Origin of the sequence: Rhodococcus sp. WB1, assembly GCF_001700945.1 — a bacterium.
In the GTDB taxonomy this organism is placed as follows: Bacteria; Actinomycetota; Actinomycetes; order Mycobacteriales; family Mycobacteriaceae; genus Rhodococcus; species Rhodococcus aetherivorans.
This window is the reverse complement of the sequence record NZ_CP015529.1, coordinates 2688582-2705754: the sequence shown is the minus strand read 5'-3', so window position 1 is coordinate 2705754 and position 17173 is coordinate 2688582. Positions and strand designations below refer to the sequence as shown.

Below are 17173 nucleotides of genomic sequence, written 5' to 3'. Positions count from 1 at the left end.
CTGCAACATTGGCGGAGCCCATGTCGGAAGTGGTGGAGGCGGCCGAAAAGCTGCTGACCCGGCGCACCGGCGCACCCGTGACCTTGGCCGATCCGGTGGATCTCGGCGGCAGTGGCCGCTCGGTGGTTCTGCGCGTGCGGGTCGCGGCGAACCCGTTCTCCCTGCCGCGCACCCTGGTGCTCAAGCAGGTGCCCCCGCGCGCCGAACGGCGGGTGGGCTTCCGTGGCGCCGCCACCGACGACGAGGTCGCGTTCCTGCGCGAGGCGGTGTCCTACCAGTTCGCCACCGCCCTGGCCAAGGACGACCGGCCGGGCGCCGAACTGCTGGCCTACGACTTCGAGTCGCGGCTGCTGGTGCTCAGCGACCTCGGCGACGCCACCCCGATCGCCACGCTGCTGCGCAGCGACGACACCGACACCGTCACCAACACCCTCATGGCGTTCGCCCAGGCCCTCGGCCGGATGCATGCCGCGACCGTCGGGCGCGAGGAGGACTTCGCCGCCCTGCTGCGCCGTGCCGAGGTGGCGCACTTCGCCGACGCCGTCGTCGAGCAGGCCACCGGCGCGCTGCGCGTCGTGCCCGACCGCTTCGCCACCGAGTTCGGCCTCGAGGTGCCGCAGAGCGTGATCGACCGCGCCGAGCGGGCCGCGAAGCTGTTCACCGCCGGCCGGTTCCGGGCCTTCAGCCCCTCGGACCTGTGCCCGGACAACATCGTCGTCGGCGACGAGGGCGTGCAGTTCCTCGACTACGAGTGGGGCGGCTTCCGCGACGCCACCCTCGACATCGCCTACGCCCTGACCTCCTTCCCGGCGTGCCTGTGCAAGGCGCCGCTCACGCTCGAGCGGGCCCGCGCGATGGCCGACGCGTGGCGGGCCGAGGTGGTGGGCATGTGGCCCTCGCTCGGCTTCGACGAGGTGCTCGCCGAGCGGCTGCTCGACGCGCAGCTCGCGTGGGTGTGGCTGAGCACCTACCTGTTCGTCCCCGAGGACCATGCCCGCATCGCGGCGGTGCGGGACCACCACCTGTCCGTGCCGTGGTCCGACGCGCTGCGCAGCCGCTGGTCGCTGCTCGCCGACTACGCCGCCGACACCGGACACGACGACGTCGCCGGGCATGCCCGAGACGTCCTCGAACGTCTCGAGCAGCGCGTCGGCGACTGACCGCGCTACGCCCGGGCCGTCACGCGCGGTATGCCCGGCCCGCCTACGGCGCGGTACGTGCGCAGATGGCCTCGACGAACCGGCCCACCTCCGACTCGGGCAGATGCGTGGCCAGGTCGGCCTCGCTGATCATGCCGATCAGCCGATGCTCCTCGACCACCGGCAGCCTGCGGATGCGGTGTTCCTCCATCATCGTCAGGACCCGGTCGACGTCCGCGTCCGCGTCGACCACGTAGGGCTTGCCCTGGGCGAGCTCACCGGCCGTCATGGAACTCGGGTCGCCGCCCGCGGCGACGCACTCGAGCACGATGTCGCGGTCGGTGATGATGCCGTGGAGCCGGTCGTCGTCGCCGCAGATCGGCAACGCGCCGATGTCCAGTTCCCGCATCCGCTGGGCCGCGGTCTCGAGGGTGTCGTGTTCGCCGATGCAGACCGCGTCGCGGTGCATGATGTCGCGTGCAGTGGTCATCACTGCCTCCTCCGTTGAAAACGGTTACTGCACTTCCATTGTCACGCGCGACGGCGACCGGCGGAAGGGCTGCGGAGGCATCGGGCTCACCCGGCGAAGGCGTGCGTTGCCGCGCGGCCGTCCCAGCCACCCGCCGGCCCGGCCAACCCGAACAGCGCCGCGACCGTCGGGGCGACGTCGAGGGTGCGCACGGGGTCGGCGACGGTGAGGCCGCGGCGGATACTCGCATGCCCGCCGGCGACGAAGAACGGGATCTCGACGGTCGCGGCGTGACCGTGATTGCCCGGAATCGGATTCGACAACGGGCTCGGATCGGAGAACCGCCACCCCGCGTCGCACAACGCCACCAGATCACCCGCGGCGGCGCCGAGACCCAGATCCGCACCCGCGTACAGTGCGGCCACGCCCGGGACGGCGGCGGCGACCTCCCGCATCCGCGCCACCGCGTCCACCCGGGCCGCCGGATCGCCGACCCAGTACAGCAGGTTCGCACCGCCGTTCTGGGCGGTGCGCACCGATCCGGCGAGCAGCGGGTCGGCGCCGAGCACGTCGACGAGGCCGATCAGCTGGTCCGGCGCCGACCAGTCCATCCCGTGGTCGGCCAGCACCATCAGCACCGACCGTTCCCACCGTCCCGTCGCGCGCAGGAACTCCACGAACCGGGCCACCTGCTCGTCCGCCGAGCGCAGCGCCGCGGTACGCGCGAGCCGCAGCGACGCGCCGAGCACGTCCAGGTGCCCGACGCGGTCCACGTCGCCGAGATTGGTGAACGTGAACCGCGGCGACCGCTCCTCCACCACGGAGATCAGCGCGTCGACCGTGAACCGATCCGGCGCGTGTTCGGTGAGCGGCAGCAGCGGCACCGGATCCCACGCCACCGACGCGCGGCCGCCGAACAGGCCGTGCAGGTACCGCTTGGACAGCACGCTCGCGGTCGTCAGCCCCAGCTCGCGGGGCAGCCGGTCGAGCACCGTCCCGGCGCGCAGGTCGGTCGGCCGGTCGAGGTCCCGGGTGCGGCCGAGCACCGGGTCGAAGATCGAGTTGGCGGGCACGCCGGAGCGGTGCGGCAGCACACCGGTCATCATCGCCGCATGGTTCGGCAGCGTCTCGGCCACCGAGATCGCCCGGGCCGCGGTGTACCGGGTGCCGGCGTCGGCGAGCGCGAGCAGATGCGGCGTGAGACCCGGCGCGAGCTCGTCCGGGCGCATCCCGTCGACGACGAGGACGTGCACGTCCGCGTCCGGTAGCAGCGCCGACGGCGTCGCCGCCCGGGCCGGAGCCGTGCCGATCAGGGCCGGAGCCGTGCCGATCAGGGCCGCGCCGGCCAGCACGGCCGTGCCGGCGAGCATCGTGCGCCGATCGATCGCTCCGGCGGGTGGCGTCACGGCCGGGCCTGCCGGCCGTGCGCACCCGGATCGAGCGCGGCCGCCGGCTCCAGCCGCGGCGTGCCGGCGGCGACCCGCCGGCTCGTGCCGTACCGCACGCCGGTGCCCGGGTCGGTCGGATCGAGCACGTACAGCCAGTCCATCTGCACCGCGTCGGGTGTCACGTCGAGGACACCGAAGCCGTGCGAGTCCAGTTCGACGTACCGGATGTGGTGGTTCGTCGCCAACACCGCCGCCTCGATCGACGGGGTGACGGTGCGGGGCGCGACGCCCAGCATCTCGTCGATATTCGCCGAGGTCACCGACGGCACCACCAGTTCGGTGGCCACGGTGCCCGCGCCGGGGTAGTTCGCGGCGTCGACGGGGATGTCGGCGGCCCACGACGAGTGGATGTCGCCGGTGAGGAACACCACGTCGCGGCCGGAGGCACGAATCGCGTCGAGCAGCCGTCGCCGGTCGGCGGGATAGCCGTCCCACTGGTCGACGTTGAACGGTGCCCCCGCCGCGGGGAGCCCCGCAACTGCGGTCAGCGCCGCCGTGGTCCGCTCGTCCAGGGGCGGCAGCAGCACCGGGGCGATCATCACCGGGTTCCCGATGAGCTGCCATCGCGTGCCCGAACTCGTCACGCCCGCGGTCAGCCACGCCATCTGCTCCGCGCCGGTGATGGTGCGCGCCGGGTCGTCGATGCGGCGCCCGTGCACCTGCTCGGTGCGATAGCTGCGCAGATCCAGCATCGACAGCTCGGCCAGGTCCCCGAACTGCAGCCGCCGGTACAGCCGGGGCGCGTCGGCGGTGCCGCCCGGCCGGAGGGGCTGCCACTCCAGGTAGGCCTGCAGGGCCGCGGCCCGTCGCTCCGCCCAGGCTCCCTCGACGGCGGGGTCGTGGTTCTGGGCGCCGCCGGACCACGCGTCGTTGGCGCTCTCGTGGTCGTCCCACACCACGATCCACGGCAGCAGCGCGTGCAGCCGCTGCAGATCGGGATCGCTCTTGTACTGGCCGTGCCGGATCCGGTAGTCGGCGAGGGTGACGATTTCGTGCCGCGGGTCGTGCGGGCGCACCACCCGGTTGCCGCCGGAGGCGTATTCGCCCGTGCCGTACTCGTACAGGTAGTCGCCGAGGTGCACGACGGCGTCGAGGTCCGGGCGCGCCGCCAGGTGCCGGTAGACGCCGAAGAACCCGGCCTCCCAGTTCGAGCACGACACCACCGCGAACCGCAGCCGGTTCAGCTCGGCCCCCGGCCCGGGCGCGGTGCGGGTGCGGCCGACCGGGGAGGCCGCGTCGCCGGCGGTGAAGCGGTAGAAGTAGGCGGTGTCCGGCTCGAGGCCCGTCGCATCGACCTTGACCGTGTGGTCGGACGCGGGGGACGTCGTCACGGACCCCGAGGCCACCACGTCGCGGAGGTCGCCGTCGGTGGCGATCTCCCAGCGGACCGTCGTCGCGGCGCCGAGGCCGGAACCGGGCACGGCGTCCGGGGCGGGCGTGACGCGGGTCCACAGGATCACCCGGTCGGGTAGGGGATCGCCGGAGGCCACGCCGTGCGCGAACACGACGCTCTCCGCCGCGGCGGGGGAGACGGAGACGGCCGCCAGGGCCGCGGCGCCGAGGGCGACGCCGCCCGCGCGCAGCGCGGTCCGTCGCGACACGACGCGGGTTTCGGTGGGAGGCACCGGACGATCAGACCAGCGTCCCCCGCGATGAGCAAGTACCGCGACGGAATGTCCCGAACGTTCACGGCCGGTTCACGCGCCGTCGGCCCGACCCGCCGTCGGGCCGGGACGGTAGCGTCGTGGGGTGAGCACCTTCTTCGGAGCGGAGGAACCAGCCGGACCGGACGCCCTGTTCGAGACCCCCCGCACGACCGAGCCCGACCCCGCACCCGTACCACCGGCGTCGCGCACGTCCCGCGGTGCCGGACCGAACGCGCCGCTCGCCGCGCGGATGCGCCCGGCCGACCTGAGCGAAGTCGTCGGCCAGCAGCACCTGCTCGCCCCCGGTGCGCCGCTGCGCCGCCTCGTCGAGGGCTCCGGCGCCGCGTCCGTCGTGCTCTACGGCCCGCCGGGGACCGGCAAGACCACCCTGGCCTCCCTCATCTCCGGTACCACCGGCCGCCGCTTCGAGGCGCTGTCCGCGCTGTCGGCCGGCGTCAAGGACGTGCGGGCCGTGATCGACCTGGCCCGTCGCCGCCTGGGCGCCGGTGAACAGACCGTGCTCTTCATCGACGAGGTGCACCGCTTCTCCAAGACCCAGCAGGACGCGCTGCTCGCCGCGGTGGAGAACCGGATCGTGCTGCTCGTGGCGGCCACCACCGAGAATCCGTCGTTTTCCGTCGTCGCCCCGCTGCTGTCCCGCTCGCTGGTGCTGCAGCTGCAGCCGCTGGGCCCGGACGACATCCGGGCGCTGCTCGAGCGGGCCCGTACCGACGAACGCGGTCTCGGCGGCGGTGTGGAGATCACCGACGACGCGCTCGACCACCTGGTGCGCCTCGCGGGCGGAGATGCACGTCGCGCGCTGACCGCGCTCGAGGCGGCGGCCGAGACCGCGCTCGACCGCGGCGGTACGGGCGCGACGATCGACCTGCCGACCGTCGAGTCGAGCATCGACAAGGCCGCGGTGCGCTACGACCGCGACGGCGACCAGCACTACGACGTCGCGAGCGCGTTCATCAAGTCGCTGCGCGGCTCCGACGTCGACGCGGCGCTGCACTATCTCGCGCGGATGATCGTCGCGGGGGAGGACCCGCGGTTCATCGCGCGGCGGCTGATGATCCAGGCCAGCGAGGAGGTCGGCATGGCCGATCCCACCGCGCTGCAGGCCGCGACGGCGGCCGCGCAGGTCGTGCAGCTCGTCGGCATGCCCGAGGCGCAGCTCGCCCTGGCGCAGGCCACCATCCACATCGCGACCGCGCCCAAGTCGGGTGCGGTGACCGCCGCGCTCGGCGCCGCGATCGCCGACGTCAAGGCCGGCCGGTCCGGGTCGGTGCCGGCGCATCTGCGCGACGGTCACTACGCCGGCGCCCAGAAGCTCGGTAACGCCGTCGGCTACCGCTACCCGCACGACCACCCCGACGGCGTGCTGGCGCAGCAGTACGCGCCGGACGAACTCGTCGGCGTCGACTACTACACCCCGACCGGCCACGGCGCCGAGCGCGAGCTGGCGCAGCGGGTGCCCAAGCTGCGCCGGATCGTGCGCGGCGAACGGTAGGGCACCGCGTGCGCCGCAGGTCGCGCGGCAGGCGCCGAGCGAATGAACCATGCCGTCGGACTACGGAGGTGAACGATACATTCGCTCGCCCCCCGGCGGGGGACGGAGCGGCGCGGGTGGCGAGAACGGCCACCGTCGCCCGCGCGATAAGCTGAACGATGGCCGATTCGCCGTGCCCGCGCGGGTTCGGCAGCCCACACCGTCAGACAAAGAGGACCATCGACGTGCAGACCCACGAGATCCGCAGGCGCTTTCTCGACCACTTCGTGAAGGCCGGCCACACCGAGGTGCCCAGCGCGTCGCTGATCCTCGCCGACCCGAACCTGCTGTTCGTCAACGCCGGCATGGTCCCGTTCGTGCCCTACTTCCTCGGCCAGCAGACCCCGCCGTTCAGCACCGCGACATCGGTGCAGAAGTGCGTGCGCACCCTCGACATCGAGGAGGTGGGCATCACCACCCGGCACAACACGTTCTTCCAGATGGCGGGCAACTTCTCGTTCGGCGACTACTTCAAGGAAGAGGCGATAGGCCATGCGTGGTCGCTGCTGACCAGCCCCGTCGAGGACGGCGGCTACGGCATCGATCCCGAGAAGCTCTGGGCGACGGTGTATCTGGACGACGACGAGGCGTACTCGATCTGGCACGACAAGATCGGTGTCCCCGCCGAGCGCATCCAGCGTCGCGGCATGAAGGACAACTACTGGTCCATGGGTATCCCCGGCCCGTGTGGCCCCTGCTCGGAGATCTTCTACGACCGCGGCCCCGAGTACGGCGCCCCGGGCGGCCCGGAGGCCGACGAGGACCGCTACATCGAGATCTGGAATCTCGTGTTCATGCAGAACGAGCGCGGTGAGGGCGGCGCCAAGGAGGGCTACCCGATCCTCGGGCCGCTGCCGAAGAAGAACATCGACACCGGCATGGGCGTCGAGCGCGTCGCGTTCCTGCTCCAGGGCGTCGAGAACGTCTACGAGACCGACCTGCTGCGCCCGGTCATCGACAAGGCCGCCGAGCTGACCGGCAGTGTCTACGGCGCCGACCACGCCTCCGACGTGCGGTTCCGCGTCATCGCCGACCACGCCCGCACCGCCGCGATGCTCATCGTCGACGGCGTCAACCCCGGCAACGACGGTCGTGGCTACGTGCTGCGCCGCCTGCTGCGCCGGATCGTGCGCTCGGCCCGGCTGCTCGGCGCCGACACGCCGACGATGGCCGAGTTCATGGCCGTCGTGCGCGACACCATGAGCCCGTCCTACCCGGAACTGGCCACGGACTACTCGCGCATCGAGACCGTCGCCGTCGGCGAGGAGACCGCGTTCCTCAAGACCCTGGGCACCGGCAGCAAGCTGTTCGAGGGTGCGGTCGAGACCGCGAAGGCGCAGGGCAGGTCCGTCCTCGGCGGCACCGAGGCCTTCACCTTGCACGACACCTACGGGTTCCCCATCGATCTGACGCTGGAGATGGCCTCCGAGGCGGGCCTGACCGTCGACGAGGACGGGTTCCGTTCCCTCATGGCCGAGCAGCGCCAGCGCGCGAAGGACGACGCCCGCGCCCGCAAGCACGCCCACGCCGACCTGACCGTCTACAAGGAGCTGCTCGACCGCGGCCCCACGGAGTTCACCGGCTTCACCGAGCTGGTGACCGAGGCGACGGTGCTGGCCGTCATCACCGGCGGCGAGCGGCTGCACGCGGCGCAGGCCGGCCAGGACGTCGAGCTGATCCTCGACCGCAGCCCCCTCTACGCCGAGTCCGGCGGCCAGATCGCCGACGTCGGCACCATCACCGCCGGCGGCCTGCGCATCAAGGTCAACGACGTCCAGAAGATCGCCAAGCAGCTGTGGGTGCACAAGGTGACCGTGCTCGAGGGACAGGTCACCGAGGGCGATGCCGTGCTCGTGCAGGTCGACCCGTCCTGGCGCAAGGGCGCCACCCAGGGCCACTCGGGTACCCACCTGGTCCACGCCGCGCTGCGTGAGGTCCTCGGCCCCAACGCCGTGCAGGCCGGCTCGCTGAACAAGCCGGGCTACCTGCGGTTCGACTTCTCCTGGCCCGGCGCGCTCAGCGAGCAGCAGAAGACCGACATCGAGGCCGTCACCAACGAGGCCGTCGCCGCGAACTACCCGGTGAACACCTTCGTCACGGACCTGGACAAGGCCAAGAAGATGGGCGCGATGGCGCTCTTCGGCGAGAACTACGGCGACGAGGTCCGCGTCGTGGAGATCGGCGGCCCGTTCTCGATGGAGCTGTGCGGCGGCACCCACGTCGAGCACTCCTCCCACGTCGGCACCGTCACCCTGCTCGGCGAGCAGTCCGTCGGTTCGGGCGTGCGCCGCGTCGAGGCGTACGTCGGCCTGGACTCGTACCGGCACCTGGCCAAGGAACGGGCGCTGCTCGCGGGTCTCTCCTCGACGCTGAAGGTGCCCTCCGAGGAGGTGCCCGCACGGGTCGAATCCCTGATCGAGCGGCTGAAGGTGGCCGAGAAGGAGCTCGAACGCACCCGCGCCGCCGCGGTGCTCGCCTCGGCCGGCACCTTCGCCGAGAAGGCGCAGCGCACCGGGGATCTTCTCGTCGTCGCCGAGACCGCCCCCGAGGGCGTGGCCGGGAACGACCTGCGCAGCCTCGCCTCCGACGTCCGCGGCCGGCTCGGCAGCGAGCCCGCCGTGGTGCTGCTGCTCGGTTCCGCCGACGGCAAGGTGCCGTTCGTCGTCGCCACCACCAAGGCGGCCCAGGCGAGGGGCATCAAGGCCGGCGACCTGGTGTCGAGCTTCGGGCCCGCCATCGGTGGCCGCGGCGGCGGCAAGCCCGACATGGCGCAGGGATCCGGATCCGATCCGGCCGGGATCCCTGCGGCGCTGACCGCGTTCCGGGCCCGGCTGAGCGAGCTGGCCGGCTGATCGTGGCCGACTTCGCCGGTCCCGACCGTCCGGGCGTCGACGACCCCGGCCGCGGCCGCCGCATCGGCATCGATGTCGGAAGTGTCCGAATCGGGGTCGCCTCGTCCGACCCTGACGGCATCCTGGCCACTCCGGTCGAGACCGTGCCCCGCTCGAAGGAACGCGGGTCCGACGCGCCGGATATCCGGCGCATTGTGGACATCGTCACGGAGTACGAGGCCGTGGAGGTTATCGTCGGACTGCCGCAGACCCTGCGCGGGGAGCCCGGCAAGGCCGCGAAACTGGCCCGTGATTTCGCGGGACGGCTGCGCCGGCGCCTGACCGGGATCCCTGTGCGGATGGCCGACGAACGATTCACGACGGTCACTGCGGCGCGGGCGCTCCGCGAGAGCGGAGTCAGCGCGCGCGGTGCGCGGCCGGTGATCGACCAGGCCGCCGCCGTCGCCATCTTGCAGGGTTGGTTGGACGAGCGGAGTGCAGTTGTGAACGTGGCCGAGGACGGCAAGCCGGGGAGCGGGCAGTGAGCCGGCACGGGCGGCCGGACGACGAGTCCACCGGGGCGGACCACGACTTCCCCGGGGGGCGCTCCGGCTTCGGACCCGCGCAGCAGGACGAGTGGTACCGGCCGCGGCACGGTTCTCCGGGGCCCGACGTCCCGGAGCCGCCGGCCCCGGCCGGGGACGGCTACCGATACGAGCACCCACCGCATCCGGCCGCCGGACATCCCTTCGACGACGCGCCGACCACCGAGCACGTCTACCGGCTCGACGACTACGCCCCCGGCGCCCCGTCGCAGCCCGACCCCCGCCACGACCGGCAGGACCTCGATCCCCACGGCCGGACTCCCACCGACGGCCCGGGCCACGACACCTTCGAGGCCCGGGCCTACGAGACGCAGGGCTACGAGCCCCGGGACTACGACCCCCGCGACCACGACGGGTACGACCCCGAGCCGGGGGCCTACCGGTACGACGACTACGAGCAGCGGCCGGCCTACGACGAGGCGGGCTACGACCAGTTCGGCTACGCCGCGGTGGACGACGACCCCCGCGGATACGCCGAGACGCCGGCCGCAGGGCGGGACTGGACCGACTCCGCCGACCGCGCCGCCCCCGAAACCGTCGGGGTGTCCCCGGCCCGCCGGGCCCACGCCCGCTCGGCCCGGGCCCGCCGCACCCGCGGCCGGATCGTCGGGATCCTCGCCGTCGCGGCCGTGCTGGTCCTGCTCCTCGGCGGCGGATTCTTCGCCTACCAGAAATTCACCGGCCCGGACCTGCCGCCCGACTACACCGGTGCGGGCGGTCCCGCCGTCGTGGTGCAGGTGCACCCGGGCGACACCGCCGAGCAGATCGGCGCCGCCTTCAAGGAGGCGGACATCGTCGCCAGCTCCGATGCCTTCTACAACGCCGCCGTCCAGGACCCCGGCATGAACTCGCTGCAGCCGGGCTTCTACTCGATCGCCAGCCGGCTTCCCGCCCGCGAGGCCGTCGCCGCCCTGGTCGACCCCGCGAACCGGGTGGGGGCGGTGGTGATCTCCGAGGGCCGGCAGTTGCACGACATCCGCGACGTCAACACCGGCGCGGTGCGCAAGGGCATCTACACCCTCATCGCGGAGGCCAGCTGCCTCGACCGCGACGGGCAGCGCACCTGCCTGACGTACGAGGAGCTCGACGCGGCCGGCGCGAGCACCGACCTCGCCGCGCTCGGCGTGCCGGAATGGGCGCGGGGCGCGGTCGCGAACGTGCCCGACCGCAACCGTCAGCTCGAGGGGCTCATCGCGGCGGGCCGCTGGGACTTCGACCCCAGTGCCGGGGCCGCCGAGATCCTGCGGTACCTCGTCTCCACCAGCGCGCAGCGCTACGACGAGACCGGCATCACCCAGGCCGCGGCGAAGGTCGGGCTGACCCCGTACGAGATGCTCGTCGCCGCGTCCCTCGTGGAACGCGAGGCGCTGCCGGACGACTTCGCGAAGGTCGCGCGGGTGATCCTCAACCGCCTGAAGATCGGGCAGCCGCTGCAGTTCGACTCGACGGTCAACTATGCCCTCGACGAAACCGAGCTGGCGACCACCGACGCCGACCGGGCGCAGGTCACCCCCTGGAACACGTACGCGAGCCCCGGACTGCCCGCCACGCCGATCTCGTCGCCGAGCATCGAGGCGCTGCAGGCCGTGGAGAACCCGGAGGCGGGGGACTGGACGTACTTCGTGACCATCGACGCCCAGGGCACGACCCTGTTCACCAACAGCTACGACGAACACCTGACGAATACGCAGCAGGCTCTGGAAAGCGGAATCCTCGACAGTGGCAGATGACATCGTGACCGGCGGCCGCAAGGCCGCGGTCCTCGGCAGCCCCATCGCGCATTCGAAGTCCCCGCTGTTGCACCTGGCGGCCTACCGGGCGCTGGGGCTGACGGACTGGACGTACGAGCGCATCGAATGCACCGGCGAGCAGCTGCCGGCGCTGGTGGCCGGGCTCGGCCCCGAGTGGGTCGGGGTGTCGGTGACGATGCCCGGCAAGTTCGCGGCGCTCGAGTTCGCCACCGAGCGTACCGACCGGGCGGTGCTGATCGGCTCGGCGAACACCCTGGTGCGGACCGCGGACGGCTGGCGGGCCGACTGTACCGACGTCGACGGCGTCACCGGCGCGCTGCGCGCCGCCGGCGTCGGGGATCTGACCGGCGCCTCGGCGGTGGTGGTCGGGGCCGGGGGGACGGCGCGCCCGGCCCTCGTGGGGCTCGCCGAGCTCGGGGTCACGTCGGTGACCGTCGTCGCCCGCAGCGAGCTCCGGGCCGCCGAGACATTCGACTGTGCCGAGGCGGTGGGCATGAAGCCGCGCTGGCTGCCGTTCGACGCCCCGGAACTCGGGGAGGTGTGCGCGTCCGCGGGCGCGCTGGTGAGCACCGTGCCGGCGGCGGCGGCCGCGCCCTACGCGCAGCAGCTCGGCCGCGCGCCGTTCGTCCTCGACGCGATCTACGACCCGTGGCCCACGCCGCTCGCCGAGGCCGCCGCGGCGCACGGCTCGGTCGTCGTGGGTGGCCTGCAGATGCTGCTGCACCAGGCGTTCGGCCAGGTCGAGCAGTTCACCGGCCGGCCGGCCCCGCGGGAGGCGATGGCGGCGGCCGTCGCCGGCTGAACCACCGGTAGGTGCTACCGTCCGGTTGCACATCGTCCGGGTAGGTGCAACCATGAAGTTGCATGTCATCGGACGAGGAGGTTCCCATGGACACGCAGGACCGCATCGAACGGGAGATCCGCATCGAGGCGCCCGCCGCTCGGGTGTGGCAGCTCGTCGCCCGGCCCGGCTGGTGGATCGGCGACGGCGACCGTTCCGGGCACACCGTGACCACCGACGGCGACCTGATCGTCGTCCACGACCCGCGGTACGGGAAGTTCCCGATGTACCGGGTGGCGTCCGATGAGCCCCGATACCTCGCGTACCGCTGCTCGGCGGTGATCGACGAGCCGCCCCGTGACGGCGCCGCCACCCTCGTCGAGTTCGTCCTCACCGAGGTGGGCGGCGGCACCGTCCTGCGCGTCGTCGAGAGCGGGTTCGGCGCCCTGGACGGGACCCCGGCACAGCGCCGCGAGGCGTTCGAGGGCAATACCGACGGCTGGCGGCAGCAGCTCGACATCGCCAAACGGGACGTCGAGAGTGCCTGACCCCGCCGATTCCGCCGTCGGCGCGGTGCTCGCGGCGCTGGCCGACCCGACCCGCCGGCTCATCCTCGGCACGCTCGCCGAACTGGGGAGGGCCAGCGCCACCACGCTCGCCGGGCGGGTCCCGGTCTCGCGCCAGGCGGTGGTCAAGCAACTCCAGATCCTCGAGACCGCGGGCCTGGTCGACGCCGCCCGCGCCGGCCGGGAGGTGCTCTACACCCCGCGCCCCGAGACCCTGGACGGCTCGGCCCGGTGGCTCGCCGAGCTGGCCGACGCCTGGGACCGCCGTCTCGGGGCGGTGAAACGCGCCGCCGAAGAGGGCCGGCCCTCCCGCTGACCGGCGGAGGAAGAAAATTCCGCGCCGGATGTCGATCCACCCGCCGGCCGTTCGTGTACAGGTTGGATCACCGGCACCGGGCCGGGGACCGCCACCGCGAGGAGGATCGGCCATGACCCAGTACCTGCTGAGCATCTACCAGCCCGACGGTGACCCGCCGCCGCCGGAGTTCCTCGACCCGATCATGCGCGACGTCGAGGCCGTCGATGCCGAGATGCGTGCCGCCGGCGTCTGGGTGTTCGCCGGGGGACTGCACCCCCCGAGCACCGCCACCGTGCTCCGGCTCGCGGGCGACGGCATCCTCACCACCGACGGCCCGTACCTCGAGGGCAAGGAACACATCGGCGGGTTCACCGTGATCGAAGCGCCCGACCTCGACGCCGCCCTGGAGTGGGGCCGCAAGCTCGCCCGCGCGATCACGCTGCCGATCGAGGTGCGGCCGCTGCAGGGCGGGCACTGCGGGTGACACGCCCGTGCCCGAGGTGACGGACGCGGAGATCGCGCGCGTGTTCCGCGCCGAACACGGCCGTGCGGTCGCCGCGCTCGTCCGCGCCTTCGGGGACATCGACCTGGCCGAGGAATCCGTGCAGGACGCGTTCGCCGTCGCCGTCGCCCGGTGGCCGGTCGACGGGCTGCCGCCGAGCCCGGCCGGGTGGATCGTCACCACCGCCCGGCGCCGCGCGATCGACCGGATCCGCCGGGAGAAGGCCCGCGCCGGCAAGCACGCCGACGCCGCCCGGCTGCACGAATCCGGGGACACCGCCGTCGACGGCGAGGAGACCGTCGTGCCCGACGACCGGCTGCGCCTGATCTTCACGTGTTGCCATCCCGCGCTGGCGCCCGCCGCCCGCGTCGCCCTCACGCTGCGGTTGCTCGGCGGCCTGACCACGGCCGAGATCGCCCGGGCCTTCCTCGTCCCGGAGACGACCATGGCGCAGCGGCTGGTGCGCGCCAAGGGCAAGATCCGCGACGCCCGCATCCCGTACCGCGTTCCGGACCCCGGTGAGCTACCCGCCCGCCTCGGCTCCGTGCTCGCCGTCGTCTATCTCGTCTTCACCGAGGGGCACACCGCGGCCGGTGGGGACCGGCTGGTCCGCGACGACCTGTGCACCGAGGCGATCCGGCTCGCCCGCCTGCTGGCCGAGCTCATGCCCGACGAACCCGAGGTGCTGGGCCTGCTCGCGTTGCTGCTGCTCGCCGACGCGCGACGACCGGCCCGCACGAACGCCGCCGGGAATCTGGTGCCCCTCGCCGAGCAGGACCGCGGGCTGTGGGACCGCGACCGGATCGCCGAGGGACAGGCCCTCGTCCGGCGCTGCCTGCGGCTCGGGCGGCCCGGCCCGTACCAGATCCAGGCCGCGATAGCCGCCGTCCACGGCGATGCCGCCACGGTCGAGACGACCGACTGGCGGCAGGTCGTCGCGCTCTACGATCAGCTGCTCGTCGTCGCACCCACCCCGGTCGCCGCCCTGCACCGGGCAGTCGCGGTGGCCGAGGTCGACGGCCCCGCCGCGGGTCTCGCCCTCGTCGACGCCCTCGACCTGGACCGCTACCACCTGTTCCACGCGGTGCGCGCCGACATGCTCCGCCGGCTCGGCCGCATCCCGGAGGCCGCCGCGGCGTACGACGCGGCGCTCGCGCGGACCGCCAACGCCGCCGAGCGCAGCTTCCTGCAGCGCCGTCGCGCCGAGCTCAGCTGACCGGCGACTCCTCCGCCGGCGGCCCGGTCCTGCCGTTCTGCCACGGCCACCGGCCGGAGATCTCGAGCTGCAGGGACCAGCTCAAGAAGGTCCGGATGAGGACGATGACCGCCAGTACCCCTACCGAGGTGAAGGTGGGGGTGACGGCGACCGTCTTGATGATGTCCGCGGCCACCAGGAATTCGAGACCGAGCAGGATCGACCGCCCGAGATCGCGCCGATAGCGTTCGTAGATCGGTGCGGCGGCGGAGCGGCGCCAGGACCGCACGGCGACCCAGCTCGCCACCGCCGCACCGACGACGATCACCGCCACCCCGACCACGTCGACGGCGCCGCCGACGGTCTCGAGCACGCGGGACAGCTCCATGCGAACCTCCGGGGTGCGGACGGGACGATTCGGTCATGTTCGCAGGTCCGGCTCGATCCGTCCCGGCAACCGGTTGTCCACACCCGGACCGGTTATCCACAGATTCCGCCTGCGGGCGGCGAGATCGCCGTGCCGGCGCCGCGCGCGCGGCACGCTGCCGCCATGACCGTATTGCTGTTCGCCGTGCTCGGCGCCGCGGCCGGTGCCGGCGCGCACCGCCTCGTCGCCCGCCTCGCCGGGCGCCACCCACCGCGCGGGGTGTGTGAGGCCGCCGCCGCGGCGGCGGCGCCGTGGCCGTGCTCGCCACCGCCACGGCACCGGGTGCGGCCGCCGTCGCGGCGCTGATCTGGTGGTGTGTGTGCCTGAGCGCGGCCGACCTGTCGGCGCGGCGGCTGCCGAACGTCCTGACGGTGCCGGGCGCCGCCGTCGTCCTCGCGGTCGCCGCAGGAGCGGGACACGCGGCCCCCGCGCTCGCCGGGGCGGTCCTGCTGGCCGGGCCGTACCTGCTCGCTCACCTGGCCGCCCCGCGGAGTCTCGGCGCGGGCGATGTGAAGCTCGCCGCCGGGCTGGGGGCGGCCGCGGGCGCGAACGGCGCGGCCGCGTGGACGACGGCGGCCCTGCTGCCACCGCTGCTCACCGCCGCGGCGGGCGCCGTCGTCGTCGGCGCGGGTTGGGTACGGGCACATCGCCGCCCGCGCGGTGTGGTGCTGCCGCACGGGCCGTCGATGTGCGCGGCGGCCGTCGCCGCGGTCCTGGCGGCGGGTTGACCGGGGCGGCGTCCTGCCGGTGGCGGTGCACGTGGAAGGATGGGATTGTGCTGCGCTGGATAACTGCTGGAGAGTCCCATGGTCCCGCCCTCGTCGCGATGCTCGAGGGGATGGTCGCCGGTGTCGAGGTGACGTCGAGCGACATCTCGGAGCAGCTGGCGCGGCGCCGCCTCGGCTACGGCCGCGGCGCGCGCATGAAATTCGAGGCCGACAAGGTCACCATCCTCGGCGGCGTCCGGCACGGCCACACCCTCGGCGGCCCGGTGGCCATCGAGATCGGCAACACCGAGTGGCCCAAGTGGGAGACCATCATGTCCGCCGACCCGGTGGACGCCGAACTGCTCGCCGGGCAGGCCCGCAACGCGCCGCTGACCCGTCCGCGACCCGGCCACGCCGACTACTCCGGCATGCTCAAGTACGGCTTCGACGACGCCCGGCCCGTCCTCGAGCGCGCCAGCGCCCGGGAGACTGCGGCCCGCGTCGCCGCCGGCACCGTGGCCCGCAACTTCCTGCGCCAGGTGTTCGGCGCCGAGGTCGTCTCGCATGTGATCTCCATCGGCGCGTCCGAACCCTACGTGGGGGTGGAGCCGACCGGCGCCGACCTCGCCGCCATCGACGCCAGCCCGGTGCGGGCCTTCGACAAGTCGGCCGAGGAGTCGATGATCGCCGAGATCGAGTCCGCCAAGCGCGACGGTGACACCCTCGGCGGTGTCGTCGAGGTCGTGGTGCACGGCTTGCCCGTCGGTCTCGGCTCGTTCATCAGCGGTGCCGACCGGCTCGACGCCCGGCTCGCCGCGGCCCTCATGGGCATCCAGGCCATCAAGGGCGTCGAGGTCGGCGACGGCTTCGAGACCGCCCGCCGCCGCGGCAGCGTCGCCCACGACGAGATGCGGCCCGGCCCCGACGGCGTGCTCCGCTCGACCAACCGGGCCGGCGGCCTCGAGGGCGGCATGACCAACGGCGAGGCGCTGCGGGTGCGGGCCGCGATGAAGCCCATCTCCACGGTGCCGCGCGCCCTCGCCACCGTCGACATGTCGTCCGGCGAGGAGGCCGTCGCGATCCACCAGCGCTCCGACGTGTGCGCCGTGCCCGCGGCCGGCGTCGTGGCCGAGGCGATGGTGGCGCTCGTCGTGGCGCAGGCCGCGCTCGAGAAGTTCGGGGGCGACTCGATCGACGAGACCCGCACCAACGTCCGCAACTACCTCGAGGCCGTCGCGGCCCGGGTGCCACGGTGA

At 73.3% G+C, this 17173-nt stretch carries 17 protein-coding genes; 13 read left to right on the top strand and 4 right to left on the bottom strand.

Annotation, left to right across the window (positions count from 1 at the left end):
• Positions 1-20 precede the first annotated feature (20 nt).
• Positions 21-1160, top strand: a complete 1140-nt coding sequence (locus tag A4U64_RS11890) for a kinase (RefSeq protein WP_080688626.1) — start codon at positions 21-23, stop codon at positions 1158-1160.
• A gap of 43 nt (positions 1161-1203) precedes the next feature.
• Here A4U64_RS11890 and A4U64_RS11885 read toward each other — a convergent pair whose 3' ends face one another.
• The 3 genes from A4U64_RS11885 to A4U64_RS11875 all read right to left on the bottom strand — a co-directional run bounded on the left by A4U64_RS11885 (position 1204) and on the right by A4U64_RS11875 (position 4657).
• On the bottom strand, positions 1204-1629 hold the full coding sequence (locus A4U64_RS11885) for a CBS domain-containing protein (protein ID WP_006944843.1): 426 nt from the start codon (positions 1627-1629) through the stop codon (positions 1204-1206).
• An 86-nt stretch (positions 1630-1715) separates the two neighbouring features.
• Positions 1716-3014 carry an alkaline phosphatase family protein gene (locus A4U64_RS11880; protein ID WP_185712730.1) on the bottom strand — a complete coding sequence of 433 codons (1299 nt, stop codon included), beginning with the start codon at positions 3012-3014 and terminating at the stop codon, positions 1716-1718.
• On the bottom strand, positions 3011-4657 hold the full coding sequence (locus tag A4U64_RS11875) for an alkaline phosphatase D family protein (protein WP_084648634.1): 1647 nt from the start codon (positions 4655-4657) through the stop codon (positions 3011-3013). The genes A4U64_RS11880 and A4U64_RS11875 overlap by 4 nt, the downstream gene beginning before the upstream one ends.
• 148 nt (positions 4658-4805) lie before the next feature.
• On the opposite strand from A4U64_RS11875, the gene A4U64_RS11870 reads away from it, so the two are divergent.
• The 9 genes from A4U64_RS11870 to A4U64_RS11830 all read left to right on the top strand — a co-directional run bounded on the left by A4U64_RS11870 (position 4806) and on the right by A4U64_RS11830 (position 14804).
• Positions 4806-6215, top strand: coding sequence for a replication-associated recombination protein A (locus A4U64_RS11870; protein ID WP_065922584.1), 1410 nt, complete (start codon positions 4806-4808; stop codon positions 6213-6215).
• 224 nt (positions 6216-6439) lie between these two features.
• Positions 6440-9106 (top strand): alanine--tRNA ligase, encoded by a 2667-nt coding sequence (gene alaS / locus A4U64_RS11865; RefSeq protein ID WP_006947016.1) that lies wholly within the window; start codon positions 6440-6442, stop codon positions 9104-9106.
• Positions 9106-9630, top strand: a complete 525-nt coding sequence (ruvX, locus tag A4U64_RS11860) for a Holliday junction resolvase RuvX (RefSeq protein ID WP_170914086.1) — start codon at positions 9106-9108, stop codon at positions 9628-9630. The genes alaS and ruvX overlap by 1 nt, the downstream gene beginning before the upstream one ends.
• Entirely contained in the window at positions 9627-11420 is a 1794-nt protein-coding gene (gene mltG / locus A4U64_RS11855; protein ID WP_006947013.1) for an endolytic transglycosylase MltG, read from the top strand. Before ruvX ends, mltG begins: the two co-directional genes overlap by 4 nt.
• The gene (locus tag A4U64_RS11850) at positions 11410-12243 is read left to right on the top strand and encodes a shikimate dehydrogenase (RefSeq protein ID WP_050035200.1); all 834 of its coding nucleotides are present in this window, start codon (positions 11410-11412) and stop codon (positions 12241-12243) included. Before mltG ends, A4U64_RS11850 begins: the two co-directional genes overlap by 11 nt.
• 86 nt (positions 12244-12329) lie before the next feature.
• A complete protein-coding gene (locus A4U64_RS11845; protein ID WP_082120241.1) occupies positions 12330-12770 on the top strand; it encodes an SRPBCC domain-containing protein in 441 nt (146 codons plus the stop codon).
• Positions 12763-13104, top strand: coding sequence for an ArsR/SmtB family transcription factor (locus A4U64_RS11840; RefSeq protein WP_006947009.1), 342 nt, complete (start codon positions 12763-12765; stop codon positions 13102-13104). Before A4U64_RS11845 ends, A4U64_RS11840 begins: the two co-directional genes overlap by 8 nt.
• A 112-nt stretch (positions 13105-13216) precedes the next feature.
• Positions 13217-13570, top strand: coding sequence for a YciI family protein (locus tag A4U64_RS11835; RefSeq protein WP_006947008.1), 354 nt, complete (start codon positions 13217-13219; stop codon positions 13568-13570).
• 7 nt (positions 13571-13577) lie between these two features.
• Positions 13578-14804 carry an RNA polymerase sigma factor gene (locus tag A4U64_RS11830; RefSeq protein ID WP_065922583.1) on the top strand — a complete coding sequence of 409 codons (1227 nt, stop codon included), beginning with the start codon at positions 13578-13580 and terminating at the stop codon, positions 14802-14804.
• Here A4U64_RS11830 and A4U64_RS11825 read toward each other — a convergent pair.
• Positions 14797-15171: a DUF1622 domain-containing protein gene (locus A4U64_RS11825; protein WP_006947006.1), complete on the bottom strand. Its 375-nt coding sequence runs from the start codon at positions 15169-15171 to the stop codon at positions 14797-14799. The genes A4U64_RS11830 and A4U64_RS11825 overlap by 8 nt on opposite strands.
• Positions 15172-15333: 162 nt before the next feature.
• Here A4U64_RS11825 and A4U64_RS28790 point away from each other — a divergent pair, with 162 nt between their 5' ends.
• Genes A4U64_RS28790 through aroC form a run of 3 tightly spaced genes read left to right on the top strand, consistent with a single transcriptional unit; the run spans position 15334 to position 17173 of the window.
• The gene (locus A4U64_RS28790) at positions 15334-15516 is read left to right on the top strand and encodes a hypothetical protein (protein ID WP_232334191.1); all 183 of its coding nucleotides are present in this window, start codon (positions 15334-15336) and stop codon (positions 15514-15516) included.
• Positions 15462-15938, top strand: a complete 477-nt coding sequence (locus A4U64_RS11815; RefSeq protein ID WP_232334190.1) for a prepilin peptidase — start codon at positions 15462-15464, stop codon at positions 15936-15938. Before A4U64_RS28790 ends, A4U64_RS11815 begins: the two co-directional genes overlap by 55 nt.
• Before the next feature lie 47 nt (positions 15939-15985).
• Entirely contained in the window at positions 15986-17173 is a 1188-nt protein-coding gene (gene aroC, locus A4U64_RS11810) for a chorismate synthase (RefSeq protein ID WP_065922582.1), read from the top strand.